The following is a 26,407-nucleotide window of genomic DNA, read 5'->3' as shown; positions in this document are numbered from 1 at the left end:
GGCACGGCCGGAGCGCGGCTCGTGCAGTGGCCCGCTCAGCGGGTCGTCGCGCCGCCGGACTGCGCGAGGAGCGTCCGGCCGAGCATCAGTAGCGTGACGCGCCGTCCGAGCTTCATCGCCGGGTAGAGAAGCCGCGCACGACCGGGACTGCGCAGGAGTCGCGCGAGGAGCCGGCTGGCCACGCCCCGGTCGTCGCTGAGGCGCGACAGCAGGACGAGCGCGTCCGGGCCGTAGTACAGGTTCGCCCCGTGACGGACGACCATGCCCTCGTTGAGGTCGTACCCGCGCCGGGTGATCTCGTCGACCAAGGGACCGCCGCTCCGGGCGTCCACCAGGGCGACGGTGCCCACGGACCGGCGCAGGGCCATGAGGTGCACGTAGTTCGAGCAGAACGGACATTCGCCGTCGTAGACCACCGTCAGGGCGGCCTCGGTGGAGGGGGCGGTCATGGGGTCAGATCGATCCTGTGCTCGGCTTCGGACACCACGCGGCGGACGGTGACGCCGTCCTGCATGCTGAAGCAGACGGATTCGCGCCGGTACACGTAGGCGACGATGTCGGCCATGGCGACCGTGTCGAAGCCGGCGGCATACTGGAGCGGCACGAAGAAGTGGTGCGGATAGAGCGCGTAGGGAAACAGGCCGGTCCTGTCGCGGATCGCGCTCACGAGGCGATGGTAGCCCCGGATATAGGCGTCCATCGCCGGCCCATCGATCTCGGTCTTCGCGTATTCCTGCCCCATGCCGTCCGGCGCGGTCAGGACGGGCACGTCGCAGGCCGTCGAGGCCGTGACCTTGCGGAACACCTGAGTCCCGCCGTTCGGATTGTCGAGGGCGAAGGCGTGCGCGGCGTCGGGCGCGCCGTAGGCCATGTGGGCGAACGGGTAGGAGTAGAAGGTGAAGAAGTTGGTCGGCACGTAGTGCCGCTGGCCGTTCCGGTCGATCGCCTCGAAGTACATCTTGTTGTTGGCCAAGGTGTCGTACCAGCCGAGCCAGGCCTGGGTCATGAAGGTGTTGCCGGTCAGGATGAACAGCACCGACAGGATCCCGACCGAGACCGGCGGGCGCTCGTAGTGCCGGCTGACGACGACGGCAGCGATGGCGAGGTTCAGCATGATCCAGGGGGCGAAGTTGGCGCCCATGAGCACGATGATCGACAGGTGCATCACGTCGAAGCCGAGCAGGAGCAGCAGCAGCCAGCGGCGCGGCATCAGGATCCCCACCAGGGCGATACCCTGCCCGAACAGGATGAGCGTGTTCGTCAGCGCGCTCGAATGGCTCAGGATCATCCGCATCGCCTCCACCAGCACGGGCCAGCCCGCGTAGGGGACGTGATTGTTGTCGAGGCCGACGACGAAGATCTTGCCGGGATCGTTGTTGAGCAGCCAGGAGAGCGGGCCCTCGTCGAGCGTGACCTTGGCGAGGAACGAGGAATAGTAGTTGCCGAGGTGGATGCTGATCGCCGCCGCGATCAGCACCTTCGAGAACATCGTGCTGGCCGCCGCGACGTCCGCCCGCGCCGGGGCGCCCAGGCCGGGCCAGTCGCGGATCCGCGCGGTCATGTGGGCCACCAGGAGGCCGGCGACGAGGCAGAAGCTCACCTCCGCGAGCGGCAGCACGTCGATGATGTGGCCGTGCCAGAGGCCGGTGACCCGGATGACCGCCTGCTTGCTCCAGACCAGATAGGTGGCGCTGATCAGGGCGAGGGAGGGCCAGCGCAGGCAGAGTACACCCCCGGCCACGGCCGCGACCCAGAGCACCGCGATGGCGCCGACGGCGACGGTCGCCTTGGCACCCGGCAGGACGATGGGGAAGAGCGGATAGTGGATCAGCGCGTACCCGCCCGCGATCGCGCCGATCATCTGCAGCAGCCGGACCGCGGCGAGATCGGCGGCGGCGAAGCGCACCCGCGTCATCGCGAGGGCCAGCGCCACAGGGAGCACCACCCCGTAGTAATTGTTGATCGCCGTGACGCCGTGCGAGATCTTCAGCAGGGCCAGCAGGCCGCCGATCTGCACGACCAGGATTAGGTAATAGCGCGCCCGGTCCGCCACCAGCCGGACGAGGCGTCTCAGGGCTGAGTCGAGGGACTTGTCCGTGCCGGTGATCGGGAGCGAGCTGCTCATCGTCTGTCTTCCGCCGCGCTGGTGGGACCGCCGCCGTTGGAGGCGACGACCTCATCCCCAAGGGCCCGCGACGACGGGGCGGCCAGCGGCCGAACGGGTCCCTCCGTCATACGGGCGTCTCGAGGAGGGCCCGCCGCGGACGAGTCCTGCCGCCGCGGGCTCCTGCCTCGCCGGTGAGCTTGGCATTTCACGGGGGTGTGAGGAGCCGCAAAGAGGGGGATCGCCCCTACGCCTTTCGGTCATCCCGGCCGTCTGAAGTCCAGGCACACGCGGCCGCACCGCGGAGCGGGACGCGCGTCAGCGCGGCGCCTGTCCCGCCAGGGGGGAGGTCTCGTCGACGAACGTCATCTTGGCGGCGAGGCGCGCCGCCAGGATCCGTCGCCGCGCGGTGAACAGGGGCCTGAGGAGGGCGCTGCCCTTCAGGAAGGCCGCGATCCTGGAGCGGGACGTGAAGATGGTCGACTCGAAGGGCTGCCGGGAGACGGCGTTCGGGACGAGCGCGCGACCGCGTGTCAGGGCGCCGCGCTCGAAGAAGTAGCTCCAGTTGTCCGACGTCACCGCGACCGGTCGGTTCGCGCGCAGGATCCCCTCGGCCGCCGCCCGGGTGATGACGTAGGCCGCGGCCGTGCCGAGGCTGCTCATGTCCATGGGCAGGCACAGCCGGTGCTCGCCGACGGTCACGGCGCCGACCGAGCTGAACGCGCCGACCGTCTCGGCCCAGTTGAAGAGCAGGACGACGTCGCCGGGCCGCAAGGCGGCCTCGATGCCGGCCACGATCTGATGGATCTGCGGCGGCAGGACGACGTCATCCTCGACGATGAGGGCGTGGGGCAGGTCGAGCGCGATCATCCGCTCGTAGGCGCTCATGTGGGACAGCGCGCACCCGATCTGACCGGCGGTCAGGTCGGGCTGGAACGGGGCGTTCGGATCCGGGACCGGGCCTTCGTAGCCTGTGATCTCGCAGTGCCGCCCCCAAACGGCGGCGAGGTGCCGGGTCAGATAGGCGTGCCGTTCGCGGAACCGGGGCAGGGAGATCCCGAAGCAGTACATCGTCGTCACCTCTGATGGGGCCTGTCCGACCGGCCGCGGCGACCGCGTTCGGCGCCCGTGATTCTTCCCGATCAGGACCTTCGACCCCGATCGAGATCTTCGACGCCGGCCGTTCGGGGCCCCGCCGCGGGTCGGGCGCCGCTCAGGGCTGGCGGGTCAGTCGCGGGTGATCGGTTCGCTCCCGTCGATGGTCGGTGACCGCACCACCGGCAGGATCGCCGCGAGGAGGAGCTGGTGGAGACCGTGATTGACGAAGAGCGGGCACTCGAAACACACCAGGACGAAGAGCTGGCTCATGAACAGGATCGGCCAAGCCTCGACGTAGCCGGAGGAGCGCGCGAAATCGGCGATCACCCGGCGTGCGGTGTCGAGCAGCGCGACCGTGAAGAGGATCACGCCGACGATGCCGAACGCCACGGCCGTGTCGATGAAGTTGTTGTGGAAGAACCACAGCTTCTGCTTCATGACGAAGTGCAGGTAGGCGGCCGTGGTGACCGGGCTCTCCCAATAGGCTTTGTAGCCGATGCCGATGAGCGGCTCCCGCCAGAACTGGTCGAGGCCGAACTGCCAGAGGACGGTTCGGCCGGTCAGCGTGGTGTCCTTGCCGAGATCGGACAGAAGGCTCGCCGAGATGTCGGCCCCGCGCGCGGCGGCGATGAAGATCCCGACACCCGCCAGGGCGATGGCGATGCCGAGGCAGAAGCCGGTCACGTGCTTGCCCTGCCGCCACGCGAAGATCGCGGCGAGCGGCATCAGCCCCGCGGTGGCCGCCACCAGGGCCGTGGCCGAGTGCGTCGCCAGGAGGAGCGCCAGGGCGAGACAGAAGCCGAACGCGGTCAGGAGACGGTTCCATCCCTGTAGGAAGAGGCAGGCCGCGCAGAGGATCTGAAGGCTCGACAGGGAACCGAGGACGTTCTTGTGCGAGTAGATCCCGGCCCAGTTGCCGTCGGTCCCGCGCGTCAGGGCCGGCGCCGCCACCGTGAGGAAGGCCGACAGAAGCTGCCCGGCCAGCAGGCCCAGGAAGACGATCCTGACCAGGCGGGACAGACCCATGGTCGTCCGCAGGGTGATGCCGGCCACGATCGTCGCGAGCAGCTGGAGTCCGTGATAGGCGGAGAGGCCGGGCGTCAGGGACCAGAGGGCCGACGCGATCGCGAGGAGCGGCCAGCTGAGCAGCAGCAGGCGGCTGCCGAACAGGGTGGCGACGAGGTCGCGGCGCAGGACCAGGAACGCGAAGGCGATCAGGTCGGTGCCGATCCAGACGGCCTTGTCGACGCCCGGCAGCTTGATCTGCTCGCCGACCACCGGCGCGAAGAGGAACAGGACGATCCACGCCGCGGCGGCCACGCCGAGCCGGGGCATCGCGTCGACGCCTTCACCCGCGCCCCCGGCACCCGCCCAACGGTGATCCGGCCCGTACGGCCCGAGCGGCGACCACGCGAGGCCGCTCGCATGGCCCGGTCCAAGGCTCGCCAAGTCTCGTGGAAACGCCATCGCTCGATCTCGGACGCCCGGGGTGAGGCAGTGTCCCGTCCGCCCTGCGGTCGGACACCGCTCGGGGCTGCCGCGGACACGCCCCCTCGCGAGTCGACGCTAGTCCGGGCATTCCGAACTCAGAACTCGACCAAACGAGGTAGCGGCGGCTCGCGGAGGGCGCGGGCCCGGAAGGCCGCGACGGGACACGCTGCCGAAGCGACCGCCGTGGCGGGATAAGATGCCGCAGCCCGTGGTCGCAGCCGCGACGTCGAATCGACCGTGCCGCTGCGGGTATTGTCTTTTTTCATACGATTCAAGCTTGTCCGACGCTCCGCAATAGCGCGATCGGCGGGCAGCATTTCGCGGAACTTGGGAATCGTGGCGGAACTCTTGGGACGATTAGGCATTTGGCAGTTCGATAAATCCTGGAGGAGCGTTTGATGAAGGTCTCTCGTCTGTCCGGCGCGGTTGCGCTTCTGGCCCTCATTGCCGGTCCCGCCCTCGCGGCGCCGTGCAACACCGGAACCACAAAGTCGAAGACCCCCGATCAGCAGGCTTCGAATCCCAAGAGCTCCGACGTCGACAAGTCGAGCAAGAACCTCGCTGGCGGCAACCAGCCGGCCTCGCCGGGCACCGTCGGCGCCATGAACAACGCGGGCGCCACGCAGACGGCCGATCGTCAGGCGCAGACCGACGCCGGCTCCAAGTCGAATTCGACCGACCCGGCCGCCGCGAATCTGGCCGGTGGTCAGCAGCCGGCTTCCCCCGGCACGGTCGGTGCCATGAACAAGGCCGCCGCCGATCGGCAGACTGCCCCGGTATCCGGCGACGATTGCTGATCTGACCCGACCTTTCCCGGCACGTTGAGAGCCCGCCTCGCACCGTCGAGGCGGGCTCTCGCGTGCCTGCCCGCGCTCCGGACAAACCCACAGCCAGACTCCCGCCTGACGGTTTGAGTCGGCCGCATTCGGGTGTATTCGGCACCGAAACCGGGTAGATTCGGCAATCGGGCCAGGGGGAGGATCGCGACGTGAGTGGTCGCCGGGCGCTGCTGCTCATCGGAGGGATCCTGCTGGCCGCGGCCGGTCTCGCTGTCACGCCGACGGGCGAACGCCTTCGCGCCGATGCCGGCCCGCTGGTCGCGGAGGTGCGGGCGCGCGTCGCGGCGCTGATCCCCGCACGGCGGGACGATACGTCCACGGCCGCGCAGCTGCCGGCGCCGCGCACCGCCATCGAGGACGGCCGGACCCTGGTCCGGCTGACGCCGGCCGAGCGCACGCGGATCGGTCTCGTCGCCGAGGCGCGACCCGCCATCCTTCACCGACAGGAATTGACCGCCTACGGCAGCGTCCTCGATCTCGCCCGCATCACCGAACTGACCAACAGCTACGCGGGCGCCGTGGCGGCGCTCCAGACGGCCCGCGCCCGGGTCGAGGTCTCGGCCAGCGCCGCCCGCCGCGCGCGGACTCTCGGGGCCGGGGTGGTGGCGGTGGCGCAGATCGAGACCGCCGAGGGCACGCTCCTGACCGATCAGGCGTCGGTCACCGCGGCGGAGTCGCAGGTGCGCACCCTCGCGGCGACGGCGCGCCAGGAATGGGGCCCTGTGCTCGGCAAGGCGATCATCGAGCGGTCGCCCCTGGTGACGCGCCTGATCGAGCGGACCGACTTCCTCGTGCAGGTGACGCTGCCACCGGGGGAGACTCTGCCGGAGGCGCCGCGGGCCGCTTTCGCCGAGGTGCCACCGCAGAGCGAGCGAGTCGCCCTGCGACTGGTCTCGCCGGCGACGCGGACCGATCCGCGGATCCAGGGGCAGAGCTTCTTCTACCTCGTCTCCGGCGACAGCGGCCTCCTGCCCGGGACCAGCACGATGGCGTTCCTGGCGGCGCCGCGGGCGGTGAAGGGCGTGCTCGTGCCGGAGGACGCCGTCGTCCACGGGGAGGGCGGGACCTGGGTGTATCGCGGGGCCGGCGACGGCGCCTTCGTGCGCCATCCGGTGCGGCCGGACGCCCCGATGTCGGCCGATGCCTTCGTGGTCGAGGATCTGCCGGACGGCAGCGAGATCGTGCTGCGGGGCGCGCAGGCCCTGCTCTCGGAGGAGATGAAGAGCCGCATCCGCGTCGTGGGCGACGACGATGACTGAGCCCCCCGCTGCCGCCGGCCGCGGCGGTCCGCAGGCGGCCCTCGTCGGCTTCGCCGTCCGGTTGCCCAAGGTGGTGCTGGCGCTGGCCTGCGCGGTCCTGGTCTTCGGCCTCTACGCCCTCGCGGGGGCGCGCTACGACGTGTTCCCGGAATTCGCGCCGCCGACCGTCACGATCCAGACCGAGGCGCCGGGCCTCGATTCGGAGCAGGTCGAGGTGCTGGTCACGCAGCCCGTGGAGGTGGCGGTCGGCGGCCTGCCGGGCCTGGAGACTTTGCGCTCCACCTCGATCCAGGGCCTGTCGGTGATCACCGCCGCGTTCCGGCCAGGCAGCGACGTCGACCGGATCCGCCAGCGGGTCAACGAGCGCCTGGCGGCGCTCGCCGGCCGCATGCCGGACGGGGTCGCGGCGCCCGCCATGACCCCGCTGACCTCCTCGACGCTGACCGTGCTCCTCGTCGGGCTCACCTCCGAGACCCGCGACGCCATGGACCTGCGCCAGGTCGCTGAATGGACCGTGCGCCGACGTCTCCAGGGGGTGCCCGGCATCGCCCAGGTCTCGCTCTACGGCGGGGGCGTCCGCGCCCTGCAGGTCCAGGTCCGCCCCGACGACCTGATCCGCTTCCAGATCGGCCTCAACGACGTCCTGGCGGCCGCCCGGAAGGGGACCGGTGTGCGCGGGGCGGGATTCGTCGACACGCCGAACCAGCGCGTCCTGCTCCGGACCGAGGGGCAGTCGCTCACCCCGGAAGCGCTCGGGCAGATCGTGCTCCACAACGACGGCGGGGCGAGCGTGGTCCTCTCGGACGTGGCGACCGTCACGGCCGCGCCCGAGCCGGCGATCAGCGCGGCCCTCGTGGACGGCAAGCCCGGCGTACTGCTGATGGTCGGCGCCCAGGCGGGTGTCGATACACGCGCCGTGACCGCCCGCCTGGAGGCGGCCCTCGACGAGTTGCGGCCGGTCCTGAAGCGCGAGGGCGTGAGCGTGCGGGCCGACCTGTTCCGGCCGGCGAACTTCGTGGACGTCGCCACCGGCAACGTGATCCAGGCGCTGGCGCTCGGCGGCGTGCTGGTGGTGGTCGTGCTCCTCGTCTTCCTGGCGGACTGGCGGGCCGCGCTGATCAGCGCGACGGCGATCCCGCTGTCGCTGATCGCCGCCGCGCTCGCCCTCCAGGCCTGGGGCGAGAGCCTCAACACGATGACGCTCGGCGGGCTGGCCCTGGCCATCGGCGAGGTGGTCGACGACGCGGTCATCGGCGTCGAGAACGTCTCGCGCCGGCTGCGGGAGGCGCGGGGCGGACGGCGCGGCCTGCCCCGCGTGGTGCTGGCCGCGATGCTGGAGGTGCGGACCTCGGTCGCCTACGCGACCCTCGCGGTGATCCTGATGTTCCTGCCGGTCCTGGCGCTGACCGGCGTCGCCGGCCGCCTGTTCGGGCCGCTGGCGCTCGCCTACATCGCGGCCGTCGTCGCCTCGCTCCTCGTGGCGCTCACGGTCACGCCGGCCTTGGCGCTCCTGCTCCTCGGAGGCCGCATGGCGCGCGACACGGGCGCGGCGCCGCCCGACCCGCCCGTGGTGCGCTGGAGCCGCGCCGCCTACCTGCGGTTGCTCGCCGGGATCGGGCGGGTGCCGCGGATCGCGATGGCGGGCGCCCTGCTGGTCACCCTCGCGGGGGCCGCCATCCTGCCGACCCTCGGCGCGGTGTTCCTCCCTGACCTGAAGGAGGGGCACATGATCCTGCACATGGTGGCCATTCCCGGCACCTCCCTGCAGGAATCGCAGCGGCTCGGCACGCTGATCACCGGCGACCTGAAGGACATATCGGGCGTGCGCGCCGTGGCGGCGCAGATCGGACGGGCCGAGGCCGCCGAGGATACCGCCGGGCCGCATTACAGCGAGATCCACATCGACCTGGAGCCGGGCCTCGACGGCGCCGCCCAGCGCCGGGTCGAGGCGGCCATCCGGCAGCTGATCGCCGGCTTCCCGGGGGCGGCGTTCTCGCTGAAGACCTTCCTCACCGAGCGCATCGAGGAGACCGTCTCGGGCTTCACCGCGCCGGTCGTCGTCAACGTGGTCGGCAGCGACCTCGACCGGATCGAGGCCGTGGCCCGCTCGGTGGCGCAGGAGCTCTCGGAGGTGAAGGGCGCCCGGGATGTCCAGCAGGCCTCGCCGGCCGGGCTGCCGCAGGTCACGGTGGCGCTGCGACCGGTGGACCTGCGACACTGGGGGCTCGATCCCGTGGAGGTGCTGGAGGCGGTGCGCACCGCCTACCAGGGCGACACGGTCGGTCAGACCTATCGCGGCAACGCCGTGTTCAACGTGCTGGTGATCCTCGACGCGCGCGTGCGGGACCGCCTCAGCGCGGTGGGCGACCTGCCCCTGCGGGCGCCCGGCGGACGCTACGTCCGGCTGTCCCAGGTCGCCGACGTCTACGAGAGCGCCGGACGCTACCAGGTCCAGCACCTCGGCGCGCAGCGGGTGCAGGCGGTGACGGCCAACGTCGCCGACCGCGACGTGGCGGGCTTCGTGGCGGCGGCCAAGCGCAAGATCGCCCGCGAGGTTCGGCTGCCGGAGGGCGTCTACGTCACCTTCTCGGGTGCCGCCGAGGCGCAGGCGGCCGCCCGCCGCGACCTGCTGGTCCATGCCGGGATGGCCGGCTTCGGCATCGTGGTGCTCCTGGCCATCGTCACCGGCTCCGCGGCGAACCTGCTCCTGGTCCTCGTCAACCTGCCCTTCGCCTTCGTGGGCGGCGTGGCGGCCGCGGCGCTCACCGGCGGGGTGCTGTCGCTGGGCTCGATCGTCGGCTTCGTGACCCTGTCGGGCATCTCGTTGCGCAACAGCGTGATGATGATCGCCCATTACGAGCAGATGGTCACCCGGAACGGGCGGCCGTGGGACGCCGCCACGGCGGCGGAGGGCGCCGCGGACCGGATGGTTCCGATCCTGATGACCTCCTTGGTCACGGGCCTCGGCCTGCTGCCGCTGGCGCTCGGCGCCGGTGAACCCGGCCGCGAGATCGAGGGCCCGATGGCCCTCGTGATCCTCGGCGGCCTCGTCACCTCGACGGTGCTGAACCTGCTGATCCTGCCGGTGATGGCGCTGCGGTACGCCCGGTTCCGCCACCAGGACCCCGCGGATCTGGAACTGACGGCGGTCGGGTCCTGAGGGCGCGCCCAGCCGGCGCCGGCTGACGGGCCCCCGCTGGCCCTACCACCAGCTCGCACGGGTCTCGGGAGCGGGCGGCCGGCTGCTCGCGGCCGGGCGCAGGGAGTGGTCGAGCGCGGCCAGCACGCGGCGCACGGCCTCCTCGTAGGTCGCGGCCACCGGCTCGCGCGGCCGGGCGAGCCCGATCGGGACGGTCTCGTCGAGGCGCCCGGGCCGCGGGCGCATCACCACCACCCGGTCGGCCAGGGTGACGGCCTCCCCGACATCGTGCGTGACGATCAGGATCGTCGGCTTCGACTCGGCCCAGAGATCGAGGAGCTGGTCGTGCAGCCCCTTCCGGGTGAATGCGTCGAGGGCGGAGAACGGTTCGTCGAGGAGCAGCACCCGTGGGCGCGCCACGAAGGCCCGGGCGATCGCCACGCGCTGCTGCTGACCGCCGGACAGCTCGCGCGGCCAGCGGCCGCCGTGCTCGGCGAGCCCGACGCGCTCCAGGGCGTGCGCGACGCGGGCGCGGCGCTCGGACCGGGACAGGTCGGCGAGGCCGAAGCCCACGTTGCCGGCCACGTCGAGCCAGGGCAGCAGGCGCGGCTCCTGGAAGACGACGCCGACGCTCGGATGGGGCGCGCGGATCGGCTCGCCGTCGACCGCGACGGCACCCGCGCTCGCGTGGTCGAGCCCCGCGATCAGCCGGAGCAGCGTCGTCTTCCCGCAGCCCGAGCCGCCGATCAGCGCGACGATCTCGCCCTGCTTCACCGACAGGTCGATGCCCGACAGCGCCTGCGTGCCGTCCGCGTAGGTCTTGGAGAGGGCGTCGACGGTCAGCACGGGCGTCTCTCGGCGGGCGTGGCGTGGGGATCGCGTCGCGGGGCGCCCTCCCGGCCCGCGGCGCGCGTCCGCACCGGTGCGGCGGTCACAGGCTGTCCCGCACGGTATCCTGCCACCGGGTCAGGGGGCCGGTCAGGGCGACCAGGGCCATGTCGGCCGCCTTGCCGACGAGGGCGAAGGCGATGATCGCCGCCACGATCTGGTCGGGCTTGCTGAACTGCTGACCGTCCACCAGCAGGTAGCCGAGCCCCTCCGAGGCGCCCATCAGCTCCGCCGCCACGACGAACAGGAAGCCGAGGCCGAGCCCCGTGCGCAGGCCCACCAGGGTCGCCGGCAGCACGGCCGGCAACAGGATCCGGCGGGCGAGGGCGAGCCGCGACAGCCGGAAGATCCGGCCGACCTCGACCAGCTTGCGGTCCACCGAGGCGATCGCGCCGGAGACACCGACATAAACGGGGAAGAACACGCCCACGGCGATCAGCAGCACCTTCGGTGTCTCCAGGATGCCGAACCACAGGATGAAGAGCGGCACCCAGGCGAGCGACGGGACGGCCCGCAGCGCCTGCAGGCTCGGGTCGAGGAGCCAGCGCAGCGGCGGGACCGTGGCGACGAGGGCCCCGGCCAGGATGCCGGCCGCCGCGCCGCACAGGAAACCGAGCCCGACCCGCACGAGGGTCGCCTCGACATGCATCCAGAGGTCGCCCGAGACGGCCAGCCCCCAGAGGGTCGCGGCGATCCGGCTCGGCGGCGGGAGCAGCCGCCCGGACGCCGCCCCGCTGGCGACCGCGATCTCCCAGCCGATCGCCAGTATGAGCGGCAGGAGCAGGCCCAGTCCGGCGCGACCGCCCCGCCGCAGCAGCGGCACGCGGCCGCTCACTGTCCGGCGACGGGATTGAAGCGCGTGTCGAGCAGGCCGTCGACGGACGCGGACACGTCGGTGCCCGCCGGGATGATCCCGGCCTGCTGGAGGGCGGTGCCGGCCGCCTTGATCGACTGCGCCTGGGCGGCGCCGATCGCCGGCTGGGACAGGTCGGTCCGCTCGAGCTGCCGGGCGATCACCGGCTCGGGCAGCTTGGTGGCCGCGACGAGGGCGGCTGACAGGGCCTGCGGGTTGGCCAGGGCGTGAGCGCGCGCCCGCTCGTAGGCGGCGATCACCGTCCGGACGAGGTCGGGATGGGCCGTCGCGAAGTCCTCCCGGACGTCGAGCAGACCCCAGGTGTTCGCCGCGGCGTCGCGGTAGAACAGGACGTCGCCGTTCTCGATCTCGGCCGCCGCCATCATCGGGTCGAGGCCGGCCCAGGCATCGACGTCGCCGCGGTCGAGGGCGGTCCGTCCGTCCGCGTGCTGCAGCAGCACGAGCTTGGCGTCGCGCTCGGTGAGGCCGGCGCCCTGGAGCGCGCGGATCAGGAAGATGTGCGGGTCGGTGCCCCGGGTGACGGCGACGCGCTTGCCCTTCAGGTCGGCGGGCTTGGTGATGCCGCTGTCCTTGCGGGTGACGAGCGCCGTCCACTCGGGGCGCGAGTAGGCGTAGATCGCCTTGATCGGGTTGCCGTTGATCCGGGCCACGAGGGCCGCGGCGCCGGCCGCCGACCCGAAATCGATGGCCCCGGCGTTCAGGAACTCGAGCGCCTTGTTGGAGCCGAGCGACTGGACCCAGCGGACCTTGATGCCCCGCGGCGCCAGCGCCTCCTCGAGGAAGCCCTTGTCCTTCAGGAGCAGGCCGACCGGGTTGTAGGTCGCCCAGTCCAGGCGGATCTCCTTCGGATCGTCGGCCCGGGCCTCGCGCGTCGCGAGCGCGCCGATGCAGGCCAGGGCGACGCTGGCGGCCAGAAGGGATCGGCGGGTGGTGCGCATGGTCGGGCCTGATGTCGTGGCGAAACGGAGGGCGGGGGGCGGGGCCGGCGCGGGGCAGCAGACCCGCGTCGCGGCGCGGTCCCGAGCGGTCTCGTCCGGGCGGCTGGGTTCAGGGACGCGGCGCGGTCGGCGCGTCGATCGGACGAACGTGTCCGGTGCGTGCGAGATCCGGAATGGCCCCGATCCCGCGACCCGCGCCGACACGTTTCCCGGCTCCGGGATCGCGACCGGTCCGCCCCTGCGTCTTCATCGTACCTGCGCGGCCCTCGGCGTAACTGTGAATACAAGATCCTGTCGGCCGGTCGCGGAGTCAACAAAAGGGCTTTCTCTACTTGGCGGTGCCGGAGCAAGAATTTTCGGTCGTCCGACCGGGGACGAGAAGAATCTACGCGCCGCGCGGCGGCACCGCGCCTCCCGCACTGTCGTGAGACCGCGGCTGCGGGCTGACACGCCGTTCCGGCTCGACGCAGGCGCGCCGCAGCGCGGGCTGCACGACAGGCGTTGGACTGTTCGAAGCCGTAGCCGAGCGATTTAAGGCAGTAACCGTTGCTGCGAGGCCGAGCGACGTGCAGAGTTCGATGCCCCGGGCGCGCGCGGAGCTCTGCTATGGTCTCGAGAATCGTCGTGATCGGCGGCGGCTTCGCCGGTCTCTGGGCCGCCGCCGCGGCCGCGCGCGCGCGGACCGAGTTCGGCCTCGACGACCGGATCGCGGTCACGGTGATCGCGCCGGACGGGTTCCACGTCATCCGGGTCCGCTGCTACGAGACCGATCTCAGCGCCCTGCGCGTGCCCCTCGACGACGTCCTCGGACCGATCGGCGTGCATCGCCGCGCGGGGCGCGCGATCGACATCGACCCTGCGGCACGCACGGTCACGGTCGAGTCCGCCGCGCCATCCGGCGGCGTCGACACGCTGGCGTATGACCGCCTCATCCTGGCCGCCGGAAGCCTGCTGCTGCGGCCCGATATCCCGGGTATCGGCGACGCCTTCGATGTCGACACCTTCGCGGGGGCTCAGGCCCTATCGGCGCATCTCGATCGCCTCGGCGACGCGGGCCGTCCTGACCAGACCGGCCGCTGGACCGCCGTCGTCATCGGCGGCGGTCTGGTGGGACTGGAGCTCGCCTGCGAGCTGCCCGTCCGGCTCGCCGCTGCCCGCGACCGGGTCGGGGCGACGGGGCCGGTCCGCACCTTCCTGATCGACCAAGCGGAGGAGATCGGGAGCGCCATGGGCGCGGCCGCCCTGCCGGCGATCCGCGAGGCTTTGAGCGGGGCCGGCGTGACCTGCGTCGGCGGTGCGCGAGTCGCCGCCATCGATCGCGCCGGTGTGACGCTGGCGGACGGAACGCACCTGCCCGCCTGGACTAGTGTCTGCGCCACCGGCATGCGGGCGAACCCGCTGGGCGCGACGCTCGACGTCCCGCGCGACACGCTCGGCCGCGTGCCGGTCGACGCCTTCCTGGCCGTCGAGGGGCTGGCCGACATCTACGCGGCCGGTGACGTCGCCTCGGCGGCGGCCGACGATGCCGGCCATCGCACGGTGATGTCGTGCCAGCACGCCCGGCCGATGGGCCGGTTCGCCGGCTACAACGCCGTCTGCGATCTCGCCGGCCGGCCGGAGCGGCGGCTGCGCTTCGCCGCGCCCGACTACGTCACCGTGCTCGATCTGGGCGCCTGGGGAGCGGTCTACACCTCCGGCTGGGATCGCGGCACGCTGGTCTCGTCCGGCGCCGCCGCGAAGGCAACGAAGCGGATCATCAACGGCACGCGGATCTATCCGCCCCTCGACCGCGACGCTGCGGCCATCCTGGCCGCGGCCGCGCCGATCATCCAGGCTGCGCCCGCGACCCGGGCGGGGCAATGATGCCGGCGTGCCTGCGCCGGGTTCGGCTTACCGGTCTCCGGCGGCAGTGACGCTGACGAAAGCGCTCGTGAGGCGCCAAACACCGCGGACGATCGGACGGAGCATTGTCGAGCCAGCCAGCTACGACCTGCCGAGACTGATAGGTGTCAATCGAGCCGGCCCGGAGTTCGGCCTGCAGACGGCGGGTTAACTGTCCATTAACCATACCAGAGATTGTATTGGCCGTCGATAAAATCCCGCCAGGGTAGAGCCATCATGGTCGCGGCCCCCACAGCCACATGGTCCCATATCCTCACGCAGGTCGCCGACAGCCTGGACCGCTTCGTCGAAGAATCGTCCGCCGAGATCGCGAAGCTCAAGCCGTCCTTCGATACGGTCGGAGTGCCGGCCGGATCCACCGCGCTACACATCGAGGAGGTCGCGCATCCGCCGATCTTGCCGGAACCCGCGGTCAACGACGCGGGCCCCGCGGCGGCCCCCTCAGATCCCGAGGCGGTGTCGGATTGGATGAGCACGCTCGACATCATCAACGGCATGGCCGGCCGCGCCGAAGCGCAGAAGCAGCGTCTGCAGGAGCAGAGGACATCGCACGAAGCCGCCCTGGCCGCCGCGCAGCGCGCGCTGGCGGAGACGCAGCACCGCCTGCACCTGTCCAAGATGCGCGTCCGCGAGGTCGAGGCCCGCTCCGATATCCGGCTGCAGCGAGTCCAGGCCGAGGCCGATGCCCAGGTGCAGGACATCCGCGCGGAGGCCGAGGCCCGGGTTCGGACGATCCGCGCCGAGGCGGAGGCCTGGGTTCGGGCCGCCGAGGAGCAGGTCCGCGTCGCCGACCTGCGCGCCGAAACGGCGGAGAAGTGGCTCGGCCGGATCGACGCGGCCGCCAAGGCCCTTCTTCTGGGCAGCCACGGGCGCCGCGGACCTTCGAGAGCCTGAGGCCGAATGCCGGGGCCGAGCCCGTGTCGGCGCCAGGCTGCCCGCCCCACCGGCGCGCCGCTTCCCGGCGCCGGCCGGAGCCCGGTATCGGACGTCCAGCCCGAAGAAGGATCGTGGCGATTGCCTGTTCGGCCGAAGCCGCGCGCCGGTTCAGCCCGTGGGGCGCGTCGATCCGGCTGGTCGCCGCCGTGGCGGTCGCCGCCGCGCTGCCCCTCTGCGGCTGCGTGTCCACCCCCGCGCCAACCGCCGACATCGCCGTGGCGGACCCTTCGGCGTCGCACCAGGCGGCGACGATGCGGCCCGGTCCGGACATCGACGCGAGCCCGTCCGGATGGCGCCTGCGGCTCACCCGTCTCTAGGCGCGGTCCGGCCACGGCTCGGCTCCAGGATCGGCCTTCGTCAGGCCCTGCCGGCTGTCCGGGCTCGGCGCGCGACGTTCCCGACACGGACTATCTCAACGGAGACGCTGCGCCGGCTCACCTGCCGACTGTCACCAGTCCGCGCTCATCGCTCCGCCAGGCCGGATTCAAGGCGGTCTCCCAGGCATGTCGATCCGGATCGCTCAGATATCCCCGGAAGCCGCCGTGACGTGGATCGTCGGGCGCGCGCAGGAACTTCCCGCCCGCCGCGACGGGACGCGCGATGGTCGGCCCGACGTCGCTCCGGCTCGGGACGTTGTGGGCGAGGCAGTAGGCGCTCGGGGTCGGCGCGCTCGCGCGCTGCGTGTCCTTGAGTTGGGGATTCCGCCAGGTGCCGAGCATGAACCCGTTCATCTGGTAGAAGACGATCTCGCCGTTCCCGAAAACGGGGGACCGGCCGGAGCCGCGGACGTGGAAGGCGCGCGTGCGACCGAGCGATGAGACGCCGAGCGTGATGACCGAGATCCGCTGCTGCATCGTCGGATCCTGACATCTGGCGCGGTCCCATCGCGCGGCGTGTCGAAGGCCTCGAACCGTCGGCGCGGTGACCCGCGGCCGGTTCACGCGGTGGTGGCCGAGCGCGCGAGGGCCGGTGGGCCGCCACCCAACCGCGGCATCCTCCGGCGCGCACCCGGACCGGGCTGCTGGACCACCCAGGCCGTGCGCCTCGCATCGACGCGCCGGGCGGCGTCGCACCGCGTGACCCTCGAGTCTTACAAACTGTTCATGTCGTCGAAGGCAAATCGTCAGATGAAGAGGGCAACCCAAGAGACGTCCAGGAATTGACCGTCTGTAGCAAGCCTGAAGATCTTGCCGGACCCGACAGGGGCCGATCCCTCAGAGAGAGTCGAGACAATGATCGATCCTGGCACCTTCCGCGAAGCCCTTCTCGCTGTGGTTGTCTTGGGAGGAGGGGCTTTCATAGTGGAGCAGTACATCCGGACCCGGGCATGGCCTCGGTCCCGGCCAGACCGCGCGGATGGCGGCGAGAGCGCGCGCTGAGGCGCGCGCCATCCTGATTTGTCCCGCGGACGCGCGCGCGGCGGATTCCGGGTCGATCGGAGGCCGCGCCCGCGACCGGGCTATGTCCATGAGCTGCTGAGAGTTGGCCGATACTGGCAGCCGCTGCAGGGTTTAGCCGCCATGCCGGACGAATATTGCTGAAAGTCGATATCGTCGCGTATTCTTGGCGCCCACGGCCGACCGGATCGGCCCGCGATGGAAGGCGCGATCATGGGCGCGATCAAGGGCGCGAACCGGCGAGACGCGGTTCCGGACTTCTCGGGATACCCGGACCTCGTCGTGATCTATCTGGGCATGAAGGTCCGGACCCTGGCCGGCGTGAAGACACTGCTCGGCTTCGGCCCCCGGATCGACAGGGTCGGCGCCGCGCGGCCGGAGGGACTGCTGCACTACGAGAACAACATCATCTTCAGCCTGCGCCCGCTGCATGTCGGCATGCGCTGGTACTGGCGCGACATCGACAGCATGGTCGCGTGGTCCAAGTCCGAGCCGCACCGGATCTGGTGGCGGGATTTCCTGCGGGACACGCGCGGCGTCGGCATCTGGCACGAGACCTACCACATGCGCGGCGGCATGGAGGCGATCTATCACGACGTCGCCGAGCCGGTCGGATTCTCGGCCTTCATGCCGATGCAGGAGGCCCGGGGCTCCCTGGTGGCGCGGCACGGACGGTACGCCTCGTCGGACCTGCGCGATCTTCCCGCCGACAACGCGCCGGACGCCTCCGTCCCGCGCTGACGCGCTGCCCGCCGCACCTGCCGGACTTCCACCGCGCGTCCGCGACGGGCCGCGGGCGGGCGGGGCGGGGTTCGCCCCGGCGGGCGGGTCGGCTAGACACCGGCCCGTGCGAGAGGCACGGAGCGGATCAGGCACGATGACGGTCGGTTCGATGAGACAGGGCACCCTGCGCCTCGGCGCGTTCTTCTACGCGACCGGCCACCACGTCGCCGGCTGGCGCCATCCGTCCAGCGAGGCCGACGGCGGCCTCGTCCTGGAGCGCTATGTCGGCTGGGCGCGGCGGGCCGAGGCCGCGAAATTCGACCTCATCTTCCTCGAGGACGGGAGCGGGATCCGCGACCTCGACCTGCGATCGAGCGAGCGCACCGCGCGCTCGACCCATTTCGAGCCCCTGACGCTGCTGTCGGCCCTCGCGGCGGTGACGAGCCGGATCGGTCTCGTCGCCACCACCTCCACCAGCTTCAACGAGCCCTTCAACGTCGCGCGCCGGTTCGCCTCCCTCGACCATCTCAGCGGCGGGCGCGCCGGCTGGAACCTCGTGACCTCCGCGACCGACGCGGAGGCGGCGAATTTCGGCGGCGACCGGATCGACCGCCATGCCGACCGCTACGAGCGTGCCGAGGAGTTCGCGGACGTGGTCCTCGGCCTGTGGAACACCTGGGACGACGGCGCCGTGATCATCGATCGCGCGAGCGGCCAGTTCTCGAAGCCGGACGGCTTCCGCCCGCTGAACCATCGGGGCAAGCATTTCGAGGTCCGCGGTCCGCTCAACATCTCGCGGACGCCGCAGGGCCAGCCCGTGCTGGTGCAGGCCGGCGCCTCCGGACCCGGCAAGGACCTCGCGGCGCGGACCGCCGAGATCGTCTTCACCGCGAACCAGACGCTGGAGGAGGCGGTCGAGTTCTACGGCGATCTCAAGGGGCGCATGCCCGGTTTCGGTCGTGCGCCGGATGACCTGAAGATCATGCCCGGCCTGTTCCCCGTCGTCGGGCGCAGCGAGGCCGAGGCGCGGGCGAAGTTCGAGGCGCTGCAGGACCTGATCGACCCGGTGGTCGGGCTGGCGCTGCTCGGTCGCATGATCGGCGGCCACGACCTGTCGGGCTACGATCCCGAGGGGCCGGTGCCGGAGCTGCCCGAGACCGAAGGCATCAAGTCCCGCCAGCAGCTCATGTTCGACCTCGCGCGGCGCGAAGGCCTGACCCTGCGCCAGCTCTACCTGCGCATCGCCGGGGCGCGCGGCCACTCGCAGATCGTCGGCACGCCCGCCCAGATCGCGGACGAGATGGAGGCGCGGTTCCGCGCCGGCGGGGCGGACGGCTTCAACATCATGCCGCCGACGCTGCCCGGAGGCCTCGACGACTTCATCGCGCTGGTCCTGCCGGAGCTGCGGCGGCGCGGCCTGTTCCGGACCGAGTACGAGGGCCGGACCCTGCGGGACCATCTCGGCTCGCGGCCGCCGGCAGGGTTCGGTCCCGGTCGGGCCACGGTGTAGCGGCCGGGGGCTTCCCGCCCGACCCGGTCCAGATCGGGCGAGGCGTCGCGGTGCACCTGCGGCGTCTCGGCCCGCGTGACGGTTGCGCACAAGCGATCCGCGCTGTGGTACAGCCACGCGACAAGGGCCGAGGGCCGCCATCGGTATGTCGTGGCAGGGGCGACGGGCATTGACGGATCAGCAGGAACGCACGCGCTTCGAGGCGGAATTCGCCCGCACCGACGCGAGTACCGACCCCTTCGTCTCCGCCGTGCGGGCGACGCGGATGCCGATGCTGATCACCGATCCCCATCAGCCGGACAACCCCATCGTCTTCGTCAACGCCGCCTTCTCGAAGCTGACCGGGTACCGCCACGACGAGATCATCGGCCGGAACTGCCGGTTCCTGCAGGGGGCCGAAACTAACAAGGCCGACATCGCGAAGATCAGGGCGGCGATCGCCCGCCGCGTGCCGATCGAGATCGAGCTCCTGAACCACAAGAAGAGCGGCGAGGTCTTCTGGAACCGCCTCCTGATCTCGCCGGTCTTCGATCGCGACGGAGAGCTCACCTACTTCTTCGCGTCGCAGTTCGACGTGACGCTGGAGCGGGAGAAGCTCGCGCGGATGCAGCGCGACCGGGAGGCGCTCGAGCGGGAGGTGGAGCGCCGCACCGGCGATCTCACCCGCAGCGAGGAGCGGCTGCGGTTCATCCTGAAGGCCGGACGATTCGGATCGTGGACCCTCGATCTCGCCGACATGCGGCTCGTGGCCTCCGACGCCTGCAAGGAGAATTTCGGGCGGGCGCCGGGCGAGCCGTTCAGCTACGAGGACCTGATCGCCGCGATCGATCCCGAGGACCGGCCCCGCATGCAGGCGGCGGTGCAGACCTCGATCCGCGAGCACAGCGACTACGACATCGAGTACCGGGCGCGCACGCCCGGCGGTGAGCTGCGCTGGCTGCAGATCCGCGGTCAGACCTTCTACGACTCGGTCGGCCAGCCGCTGAGCATGGCCGGCGTCTCCATCGACGTGACCGAGCGCAAGCGCGCGGAGGAGCATCGCACGCTCCTGGCCGACGAGCTGAACCACCGGGTGAAGAACTCGATGGCGACCATGCAGTCGATCGCGCACCAGACCCTGCGCAACGCCGCGTCCCTTGAGGAGGCGCACAGGACCCTCGACGCGCGGCTGCACTCCCTCTCGGCGGCACACGACGTCCTGACCCGCGAGAGCTGGATCGGGGCCACGCTGAACGTCATCGTGGAGGGCACTCTCCAGGCATTCCGGGGCGGCGCGAGCCAGCGCTTCCTGATCAACGGCCCGGACGTGTGGCTGACGCCGCGCCTGACCCTCGCCTTCACGATGGCGCTGCACGAACTGGCGACCAACGCGGTGAAGTACGGCGCCCTGTCGAACGACCGGGGGCGGGTGATCCTGAACTGGGACGTTGTGGATGGGGCGACGCCGGCCCATCTCTGGTTCCGGTGGGAGGAGGTCGGCGGACCCGCGGTGACGGCGCCGGCCCGCGGCGGTTTCGGCACGCGGCTCATCGAGCGGGCGCTGGCCGCCGAGATGGGTGGCTCGGCGGAGATCGAGTACCGCGCCCACGGCGTGGTGTTCACGCTGAACGCGCCGCTGCCCGACCGGGCGCCCGCCGCGGCGGAGGCAAAAGCCTGAGGCGCGCGCGGCGCCACCGGTCAGGTCATGCGCGTCAGGACGGCCTCGTTCCAGAGCCTGCGGTGCAGGATCGCCATCGCGGCGTGGCCGAGCACGACGGCCAGGAGCGCGAAGCCCAGCCAGTAGTGGAGCAGATCGGCGGGCAGCATCATCCACTCGATCTTCGTCTCGCGCCCCGGCATCACCGGGACGCCGTAGGGCGTGAAGGGCTTGCCCGATCCGTACTGGCGCAGCAGCGCGAGGCTCGGCACCAGGACCATCAGGAGATAGATCAGGCCGTGACCGGCCGCGACGGCGCGCCCCGGCGCGCCCGGATGGGCGGGGCGCCGGTGAAGGTTGGCGAGGCCCCAGACCCCGCGCAGCAGCACGAGCACGAACAGGGTGAAGCCGAGCGTGAAGTGGCTGCCGCCGACGAGGCGCGTCAGCGCCGTGTCGCCGATCGTGACGTAGAGCAGCGCGCCCGCGAATTGCCAGGCGAACAGGGCGGCCATCAGCCAGTGGAAACCGCGACTCACGCGTCCGTAGCGCTCGGGCGTGTCCAGCCAGACGGCCCGCGGTGCGGTGGTGGGACGTCCCGGCCCCGTCACGCGGCGTTCTCGGTCCACAGGTCACCGGCCATGCCGGCGCTCCGCAGGATCTCGGAGGCCGCGCTGGTGAGCGCACGATCCGGCCCGGGCTGGCGCAGGTAGGTGGCGAGATCGCGCGACAGCCGCTCCAGCGGATGGCCGCGCAGGAAGCCCTGCAGGCCGACCGAGCGCTGGGCCAGCTGGAGCACGTCGAGGCCGGCCCGTTCGACCGCGAGGCGGACCAGATTGATGTAGGCGACGACGCGCTCCGGCGGCATCGCCGCGTCCGACGCGATCTGCGCCCCGCGCTCGACCCAGAGCCGCGCGCCCTCGACCGCGATGGCGCCCTCGCCGAGGCGCGCCAGCTGGTGCGGGTCGCCGCCCCGGCCGAGGCGGTCCAGATGGCCGCGCCAGGCATCGTACACCGCCTCGATGCCGCCGAGCTGCACCGCCGCGAATCGCCACGCGCCGCCCGAGAAGGCCGGTTGCCGGAAGTAATCGTCGGGCGCGCCCAGGATCTGATCAGCGTCGAACGCGAGCCCGGTGAAGTCGACGGTGCCGGTCGCCGAGGCGCGCATGCCCTGTGCCCGCCAGGCCGCGAGGTCGGCCCGCGTGCCGGCCTCGATCGGCACCACCATCATCGCCGTGCCGGCCTGTGCCGGATGCCCCGCGGTGACGAGGGCGCGGGTAACGAAGCCGGCGCCCGACGCATAGGTCTTCACGCCGCGGAGATGGCCGCTGGCGTCCGAGGCCTCGATCTGCAGGCCGCCTTCGCCCGGCTCGGTGTTCCAGACACCGAACAGGTGGCCGGCGCGCGCGTCCGCGAACAGGCGGACGCGCTGGGCGGGCGCGCCGTACCGGGCGATGAGCTGGAGGGCGTTGACGTGGCCCTCGTAGAGCCGGCCGAGGGCGAGGCTCCCGTAGCCGACCAGCCGCAGAACCTCCGCCAGGGCACTGCCACCCGGCTCCGTCCCCAGGCCCGCGCCGCCGTGATCCACCGGGACGGGCGCGGCGAGCAGACCCAGGCGGGCGAGATCGGCGATGTCGTCCTGCGGGAAGCCGTGGTCGTGATCCTGGGCGTCGGCCCGCGCGGGCGCCGCCGCGGCGATCGCGCGGGCGGCCGCCGCGGAATCGTAGATGGGGTCCAGGCGGGTCCATTGATCCATGCGCCTGTCTCCTCTCAGATCGCCGCCGGACGCGGCGTGCGCGCCGCGTGCCGCTGATCCGGGCACATCGCGGCATCGAGATCCGGGCGAGCGGCCGCTGAAGCGTGGCCGCGCACGGTCGCGCGCTCGGGTCTCGTCACGTATGGCCCCCATTGCCCGCGGAAGATGCGGGCGATCCTAAAAAACTAACTTAAGACTGAAACATCCTTTCCTGGCCGCGGCTGCGACCAATACGACCCGAGCGGCCAGAACGGCCCTCGCCGGCCCGGCGCGCCCTCAGTTCAGCGTCGGATTGGCGCGCAGGCGCGACACCGCCAGGTCGACGAAGGTCCGAACCTTGGCGGGCGCGTGCCGACCTTCCGGGTAGAGCACGTGGACGGGCAGCGGCGCCTCCTCGTACTCGGCGAGCACGATCTGCAGGCGGCCGTCCCGCAGGTCCGGGCCGATCTGGTAGTTCAGGACCCGCGCCAGCCCCCAGCCCGACCGGGCGGCGCCGATCGAGACCTCGTTGGTGTTGCCCTGCAGGGTCGGGTGAATGACCACCCGCTCGTTCCGGCCGAACCGCCATTCCGGCGACGCGAAGGCGCCGGTGGAGACGGCGATCCGGTGCCGCTTCAGATCCGCCGGCGTCGTCGGCACGCCGTGCCGCGCGAAGTAGTCCGGGGCGCCGCAGATGACGTGGCGCACCGACCCGACCCGGGCTGCGGTGAACCCGGAATCGGTCAGGTGGCCGATGCGGATCGCTACGTCGATCCCTTCCTCGACGATGCTCACCGGCCGATCGACGAAGAGGGTCCGCGCCGCCATGGTGGGGTAGGTGTCGAGGTAGTCGGTGACGATCGGGAGCACGTGCATCCGCCCGAACAGGACCGAGGCCGTCACCGCGAGCGTGCCCGAGGGCGTCGCGTTGGAGCCGGCCGCCGCCGATTCCGCCTCGGCGATGTCGGCCAGGATCCGCCGGCAATCCTCGTAGTACCGGCTGCCCGCCTCCGTGAGCTTCACGGAGCGGGTCGTCCGGATCAGGAGGCGGGCGCCGATGGTCTCCTCGAGCGCGGCCACGGCGCGCGTCACGGCCGGCGGGCTCATGTGCAGGAGCCGGGCGGTCTGCGCGAAGCTCGCCGTCTCGGCGACCTTGGCGAAGATGCGCATGGCCTGCCACCGATCCATGGCTTCGCTCCGGGGTTTCGCGGCCGGGTCGCGACGCTCACGCCCGGCCCGGCCTGTCGTGTCGGCGTGTCGGCCGGGCGATCAGAAGCCGAAATGGCTCAGGCCCGGATGATCGTCCGGCCGGCGCCCGAGGGGCCAGTGGAACTTGCGGTCCGTCTCCGCGATGGGCAACTCGTTGATGCTGCTGTGCCGATAGCGCATCAGCCCGTCCTCGGCGAACTCCCAGTTCTCGTTGCCGTAGGCCCGGAACCAGTGGCCGCTGTCGTCGTGGTACTCGTAGGCGTAGCGCACGGCGATCCGGTTGCCGGTGAAGGCCCAGAGCTCCTTGATGAGACGGTAATCGAGCTCCCGGTTCCACTTGCGGGTCAGGAACGCCTCCACCTCCTGCCGTCCGTTCAGGAACTCGGCGCGGTTCCGCCACCGGGTGTCGGTCGTGTAGGCCAGCGCGACCTTGGCCGGATCGCGGCCGTTCCAGCCATCCTCGGCGAGGCGGACCTTCGTGATCGCGCTCTGCTCGTCGAAGGGCGGCAGCGGCGGACGGGACATGGTGGACTCCTTGTTCTCGGGGTGAAGGTTCAGCCCGGCTCCGGTATCGGCGCTGCGCAGAATGATCCGCCGCCGCCGGGCGCGGAAGGTGGAAAACGGCGCGGGCCGCGCCGTCCCGCGCGTCAGAGCGCGAGCTGCACCCGACCCGTGCCCTCCGCGGGCACTGCGGAGCAGATCAGCACCTCGTCCTCCGCCACGGGCGCGCTCGGTTCCCGGAGGTAGGTCACCGCGCCGGCGAGCAGCTTGGTCCGGCAGGTCCCGCAGCTGCCTTCGCGGCAGCTGAAATCCGGCGCGAGGCCGCGGGCTTCGGCGAGGTCGAGGAGGCTGCCCGAATTCGGCGTCCAGCGCGCCTCCTTGCCGGTGTCGAGAAAGGCGACCGGCACCGTCTCGGTGGCGGCCGGCGGGCGCGGGCGCGCGGCCACCGCCGTCCCCGCGTTGCGGACCAGCCCCGAGGGCCCGAACGCCTCCGCGTGGATCCGGTCGTCCGCCACGTTGTAGCCGCGCAACCCGTCGTAGAGCGCCTGGGTGAAAGCCGGTGGGCCGCACAGGTAGAAGTCGTAGTCCGCGAAGGCGAGGAACCGCGTGAGCAGCGCCATGTCGATCCGGCCCGCGGCCTCGTAATCGGTGCCGGGCCGGGCATCGGACACGTCGCTCAGGACGCGCACGATCCGGACCGCCCCCTGCGCCGCCGCGGCGAGTTCGGACAGCTCCCCGTCGAAGGCGCGCTCGGCGCGCGTGCGGGCGGCGTAGACGAGCGTGGTCGGGCGGATCCTGCGGGTGCGCAGGCCCTCGTAGACCACGTGCCGGAGCATCGCGAGGAGCGGCGTGATCCCGACGCCGCCGGCGAGCAGCACCGCGGGGCGCGCCGCGCCCGCATCGAGGGTGAAGCCGCCGTCGGGCGCGCGCGCCTCGACGATGTCCCCGACCCGAAGGCGGTCGTGGAGGTGCTGCGAGACGGCGCCGTCGCGCTTCACGCTGATCCGGTAGGTGGGATCCGAGGGCGCGACCGAGAGCGTGTAGGTCCGGATCACCGGCGCCTCCGCCCCGGGCAGCGTCACGCGGATCGGGAGATGCTGGCCCGCGCGGTGCGGGAGTTGCCCGGCCCCGTCGTCCGGTGCCAGGTGGAAGGACCGGATGGTGCGGCTCTCGTCGACGATCTTCGCCACCCGGAACGGCCGCCACCGCGTCGCGCGCCCGGTCGCCCGGACGCGGTCGGCGGCCTCCGCCCAGTCGCCGGTCATCAGCGCGTTCGGCGACCAGCCGTCCGCCCGGAACGTCCAGCGCAGCGGCAGGGCGCCGCGCCGGCGGATCACCCGGCGCGGCCGGAAGGTCCAGAGCCGCTCGGCGCCCTGGAACGCGGCGATCTCGGGCGAGTCCAGGATCACCGCGGCGTCGCCGGTCAGCTGCAGGAGATCGCCCGTCTCGAAATCGGTGAAGACCAGGCCGGCCCTGCCGTTCAGGAGGATGTTCCCGAGGGTGGCGAAGAACAGGTTGCCGGCGAAGTCGGGGATGGTCAGCGTGCCGTCCGCGGCGACGCGGACGAACCCCGCCTTGCCGCCGCGATGCGAGACGTCGACCTGGCGCCGGCCCTCGCGGTCGGCGTAGGAGGCCACGAAGAACGTGTCGGCCGCCGCGATCAGGGCGCGCGCCGACGCGTCGAGCTCGGCGCTCTCCTCGGCGGAGACCGGGACGGGGACGCCCGGCTCGCCCACGAAGGTCATGTCGCGCAGCTGGATGTATTGCGGGCAGTTCCCGAAGCTCTGATCGACGTCGAAGTGCAGGACCCCGCCGTCCGTGGAGCGGACGAGGCCGTTGACGCGGTTGCGGCGGCGGCTGCTCAGCTCGATCCCCAGGAGACCGATGGCGTCGCCGGCGCGCGCGCCCTCGGACGCGGGGTCGGCCGGGTCCGGTCGCGCGGCGATGTCGAGGGTCGTGGCCGAGGGCGAGGTGATGAAGCCGGGCCTGCCGGCCAGGAGCGTGGCCCAGGCGTCGCCCTGCCGGTCGACGCTGCCCAGCACGATGAAGGGGATCTGCGCGTAGAAGGCGCGGTGCTGATCGGGCATGAAATCCCGCACCACCCTCTGGCCGATCACCGCCATCCGGTCGGCGGCACCGACCGACTCCTGGATGGACGTCTCGCCGGCATGCCAGGTCGGCAGCGTCGCAAAGGTTTGACCGTCAGCCATCTCCGCCTCCTCCACGCGTTC

At 71.8% G+C, this 26,407-nt stretch carries 22 protein-coding genes; 9 read left to right on the top strand and 13 right to left on the bottom strand.

What is annotated here, in order from left to right; all coding sequences use genetic code 11:
- Positions 1 to 35 precede the first annotated feature (35 nt).
- The 4 genes from ME121_RS03165 to ME121_RS03150 form a co-directional block, all read right to left on the bottom strand.
- Positions 36 to 449 (bottom strand): DCC1-like thiol-disulfide oxidoreductase family protein, encoded by a 414-nt coding sequence (locus ME121_RS03165; RefSeq protein WP_012320288.1) that lies wholly within the window; start codon positions 447 to 449, stop codon positions 36 to 38.
- Positions 446 to 2,125 (bottom strand): hypothetical protein, encoded by a 1,680-nt coding sequence (locus ME121_RS03160; protein ID WP_059408342.1) that lies wholly within the window; start codon positions 2,123 to 2,125, stop codon positions 446 to 448. Before ME121_RS03160 ends, ME121_RS03165 begins: the two co-directional genes overlap by 4 nt.
- 297 nt (positions 2,126 to 2,422) lie before the next feature.
- The gene (locus tag ME121_RS03155; protein WP_012320286.1) at positions 2,423 to 3,175 is read right to left on the bottom strand and encodes a glycosyltransferase family 25 protein; all 753 of its coding nucleotides are present in this window, start codon (positions 3,173 to 3,175) and stop codon (positions 2,423 to 2,425) included.
- Positions 3,176 to 3,331: 156 nt separating this feature from the next.
- Positions 3,332 to 4,669 (bottom strand): O-antigen ligase family protein, encoded by a 1,338-nt coding sequence (locus ME121_RS03150; protein WP_245337791.1) that lies wholly within the window; start codon positions 4,667 to 4,669, stop codon positions 3,332 to 3,334.
- A 422-nt stretch (positions 4,670 to 5,091) separates the two neighbouring features.
- On the opposite strand from ME121_RS03150, the gene ME121_RS03145 reads away from it, so the two are divergent.
- The 3 genes from ME121_RS03145 to ME121_RS03135 all read left to right on the top strand — a co-directional run bounded on the left by ME121_RS03145 (position 5,092) and on the right by ME121_RS03135 (position 9,951).
- Positions 5,092 to 5,490 (top strand): hypothetical protein, encoded by a 399-nt coding sequence (locus ME121_RS03145; RefSeq protein WP_012320284.1) that lies wholly within the window; start codon positions 5,092 to 5,094, stop codon positions 5,488 to 5,490.
- 191 nt (positions 5,491 to 5,681) lie between these two features.
- The gene (locus ME121_RS03140; protein ID WP_059408340.1) at positions 5,682 to 6,791 is read left to right on the top strand and encodes an efflux RND transporter periplasmic adaptor subunit; all 1,110 of its coding nucleotides are present in this window, start codon (positions 5,682 to 5,684) and stop codon (positions 6,789 to 6,791) included.
- The gene (locus ME121_RS03135; RefSeq protein WP_059408339.1) at positions 6,784 to 9,951 is read left to right on the top strand and encodes an efflux RND transporter permease subunit; all 3,168 of its coding nucleotides are present in this window, start codon (positions 6,784 to 6,786) and stop codon (positions 9,949 to 9,951) included. The genes ME121_RS03140 and ME121_RS03135 overlap by 8 nt, the downstream gene beginning before the upstream one ends.
- A gap of 42 nt (positions 9,952 to 9,993) precedes the next feature.
- Here the strand turns inward: ME121_RS03135 and ME121_RS03130 are convergent, their stop codons facing one another.
- The 3 genes from ME121_RS03130 to ME121_RS03120 form a co-directional block, all read right to left on the bottom strand.
- A complete protein-coding gene (locus ME121_RS03130; protein ID WP_024829367.1) occupies positions 9,994 to 10,776 on the bottom strand; it encodes an ABC transporter ATP-binding protein in 783 nt (260 codons plus the stop codon).
- A gap of 85 nt (positions 10,777 to 10,861) precedes the next feature.
- Complete coding sequence (locus ME121_RS03125; RefSeq protein ID WP_234740673.1) at positions 10,862 to 11,641, bottom strand: ABC transporter permease; 780 nt, start codon at positions 11,639 to 11,641, stop codon at positions 10,862 to 10,864.
- An 8-nt stretch (positions 11,642 to 11,649) separates the two neighbouring features.
- Positions 11,650 to 12,630 carry an aliphatic sulfonate ABC transporter substrate-binding protein gene (locus ME121_RS03120; protein WP_012320279.1) on the bottom strand — a complete coding sequence of 327 codons (981 nt, stop codon included), beginning with the start codon at positions 12,628 to 12,630 and terminating at the stop codon, positions 11,650 to 11,652.
- A gap of 606 nt (positions 12,631 to 13,236) precedes the next feature.
- Here ME121_RS03120 and ME121_RS03115 point away from each other — a divergent pair.
- From ME121_RS03115 to ME121_RS03105, 3 genes are all read left to right on the top strand, one after another.
- The gene (locus ME121_RS03115; RefSeq protein ID WP_012320278.1) at positions 13,237 to 14,493 is read left to right on the top strand and encodes an NAD(P)/FAD-dependent oxidoreductase; all 1,257 of its coding nucleotides are present in this window, start codon (positions 13,237 to 13,239) and stop codon (positions 14,491 to 14,493) included.
- Between the two features lie 255 nt (positions 14,494 to 14,748).
- Positions 14,749 to 15,426: a cell division protein DivIVA gene (locus tag ME121_RS03110; RefSeq protein WP_059408338.1), complete on the top strand. Its 678-nt coding sequence runs from the start codon at positions 14,749 to 14,751 to the stop codon at positions 15,424 to 15,426.
- A 113-nt stretch (positions 15,427 to 15,539) separates the two neighbouring features.
- Positions 15,540 to 15,785: a hypothetical protein gene (locus ME121_RS03105; RefSeq protein WP_024829370.1), complete on the top strand. Its 246-nt coding sequence runs from the start codon at positions 15,540 to 15,542 to the stop codon at positions 15,783 to 15,785.
- Between the two features lie 117 nt (positions 15,786 to 15,902).
- Here ME121_RS03105 and ME121_RS03100 read toward each other — a convergent pair whose 3' ends face one another.
- Entirely contained in the window at positions 15,903 to 16,322 is a 420-nt protein-coding gene (locus ME121_RS03100) for a VOC family protein (protein ID WP_059408337.1), read from the bottom strand.
- Between the two features lie 741 nt (positions 16,323 to 17,063).
- Here ME121_RS03100 and ME121_RS03095 point away from each other — a divergent pair.
- The 3 genes from ME121_RS03095 (at position 17,064) to ME121_RS03085 (ending at position 20,755) form a co-directional block, all read left to right on the top strand.
- Positions 17,064 to 17,606 (top strand): DUF4188 domain-containing protein, encoded by a 543-nt coding sequence (locus ME121_RS03095; RefSeq protein WP_024829371.1) that lies wholly within the window; start codon positions 17,064 to 17,066, stop codon positions 17,604 to 17,606.
- A 136-nt stretch (positions 17,607 to 17,742) separates the two neighbouring features.
- Positions 17,743 to 19,098 (top strand): LLM class flavin-dependent oxidoreductase, encoded by a 1,356-nt coding sequence (locus tag ME121_RS03090; protein ID WP_245337792.1) that lies wholly within the window; start codon positions 17,743 to 17,745, stop codon positions 19,096 to 19,098.
- A gap of 145 nt (positions 19,099 to 19,243) precedes the next feature.
- The gene (locus tag ME121_RS03085) at positions 19,244 to 20,755 is read left to right on the top strand and encodes an HWE histidine kinase domain-containing protein (RefSeq protein WP_012320273.1); all 1,512 of its coding nucleotides are present in this window, start codon (positions 19,244 to 19,246) and stop codon (positions 20,753 to 20,755) included.
- 20 nt (positions 20,756 to 20,775) lie between these two features.
- Here ME121_RS03085 and ME121_RS03080 read toward each other — a convergent pair whose 3' ends face one another.
- The 5 genes from ME121_RS03080 to ME121_RS03060 form a co-directional block, all read right to left on the bottom strand.
- Positions 20,776 to 21,270, bottom strand: coding sequence for a cytochrome b (locus ME121_RS03080; RefSeq protein WP_458472463.1), 495 nt, complete (start codon positions 21,268 to 21,270; stop codon positions 20,776 to 20,778).
- Between the two features lie 68 nt (positions 21,271 to 21,338).
- Positions 21,339 to 22,487, bottom strand: coding sequence for an acyl-CoA dehydrogenase family protein (locus ME121_RS03075; protein WP_059408336.1), 1,149 nt, complete (start codon positions 22,485 to 22,487; stop codon positions 21,339 to 21,341).
- Between the two features lie 276 nt (positions 22,488 to 22,763).
- On the bottom strand, positions 22,764 to 23,654 hold the full coding sequence (locus ME121_RS03070) for a LysR family transcriptional regulator (RefSeq protein ID WP_053620502.1): 891 nt from the start codon (positions 23,652 to 23,654) through the stop codon (positions 22,764 to 22,766).
- 81 nt (positions 23,655 to 23,735) lie between these two features.
- Positions 23,736 to 24,200: a nuclear transport factor 2 family protein gene (locus ME121_RS03065; protein WP_012320269.1), complete on the bottom strand. Its 465-nt coding sequence runs from the start codon at positions 24,198 to 24,200 to the stop codon at positions 23,736 to 23,738.
- Between the two features lie 122 nt (positions 24,201 to 24,322).
- Positions 24,323 to 26,386, bottom strand: a complete 2,064-nt coding sequence (locus tag ME121_RS03060) for a 2Fe-2S iron-sulfur cluster-binding protein (RefSeq protein WP_043074129.1) — start codon at positions 26,384 to 26,386, stop codon at positions 24,323 to 24,325.
- Between the last annotated feature and the right edge of the window lie 21 nt (positions 26,387 to 26,407).

The organism is Methylobacterium sp. ME121, assembly GCF_000974725.1.
In the GTDB taxonomy this organism is placed as follows: domain Bacteria; phylum Pseudomonadota; class Alphaproteobacteria; order Rhizobiales; family Beijerinckiaceae; genus Methylobacterium; species Methylobacterium radiotolerans.
The sequence above is the reverse complement of the archived record's forward strand: the minus strand, read 5'-3'. Positions and strand labels throughout refer to the sequence as shown.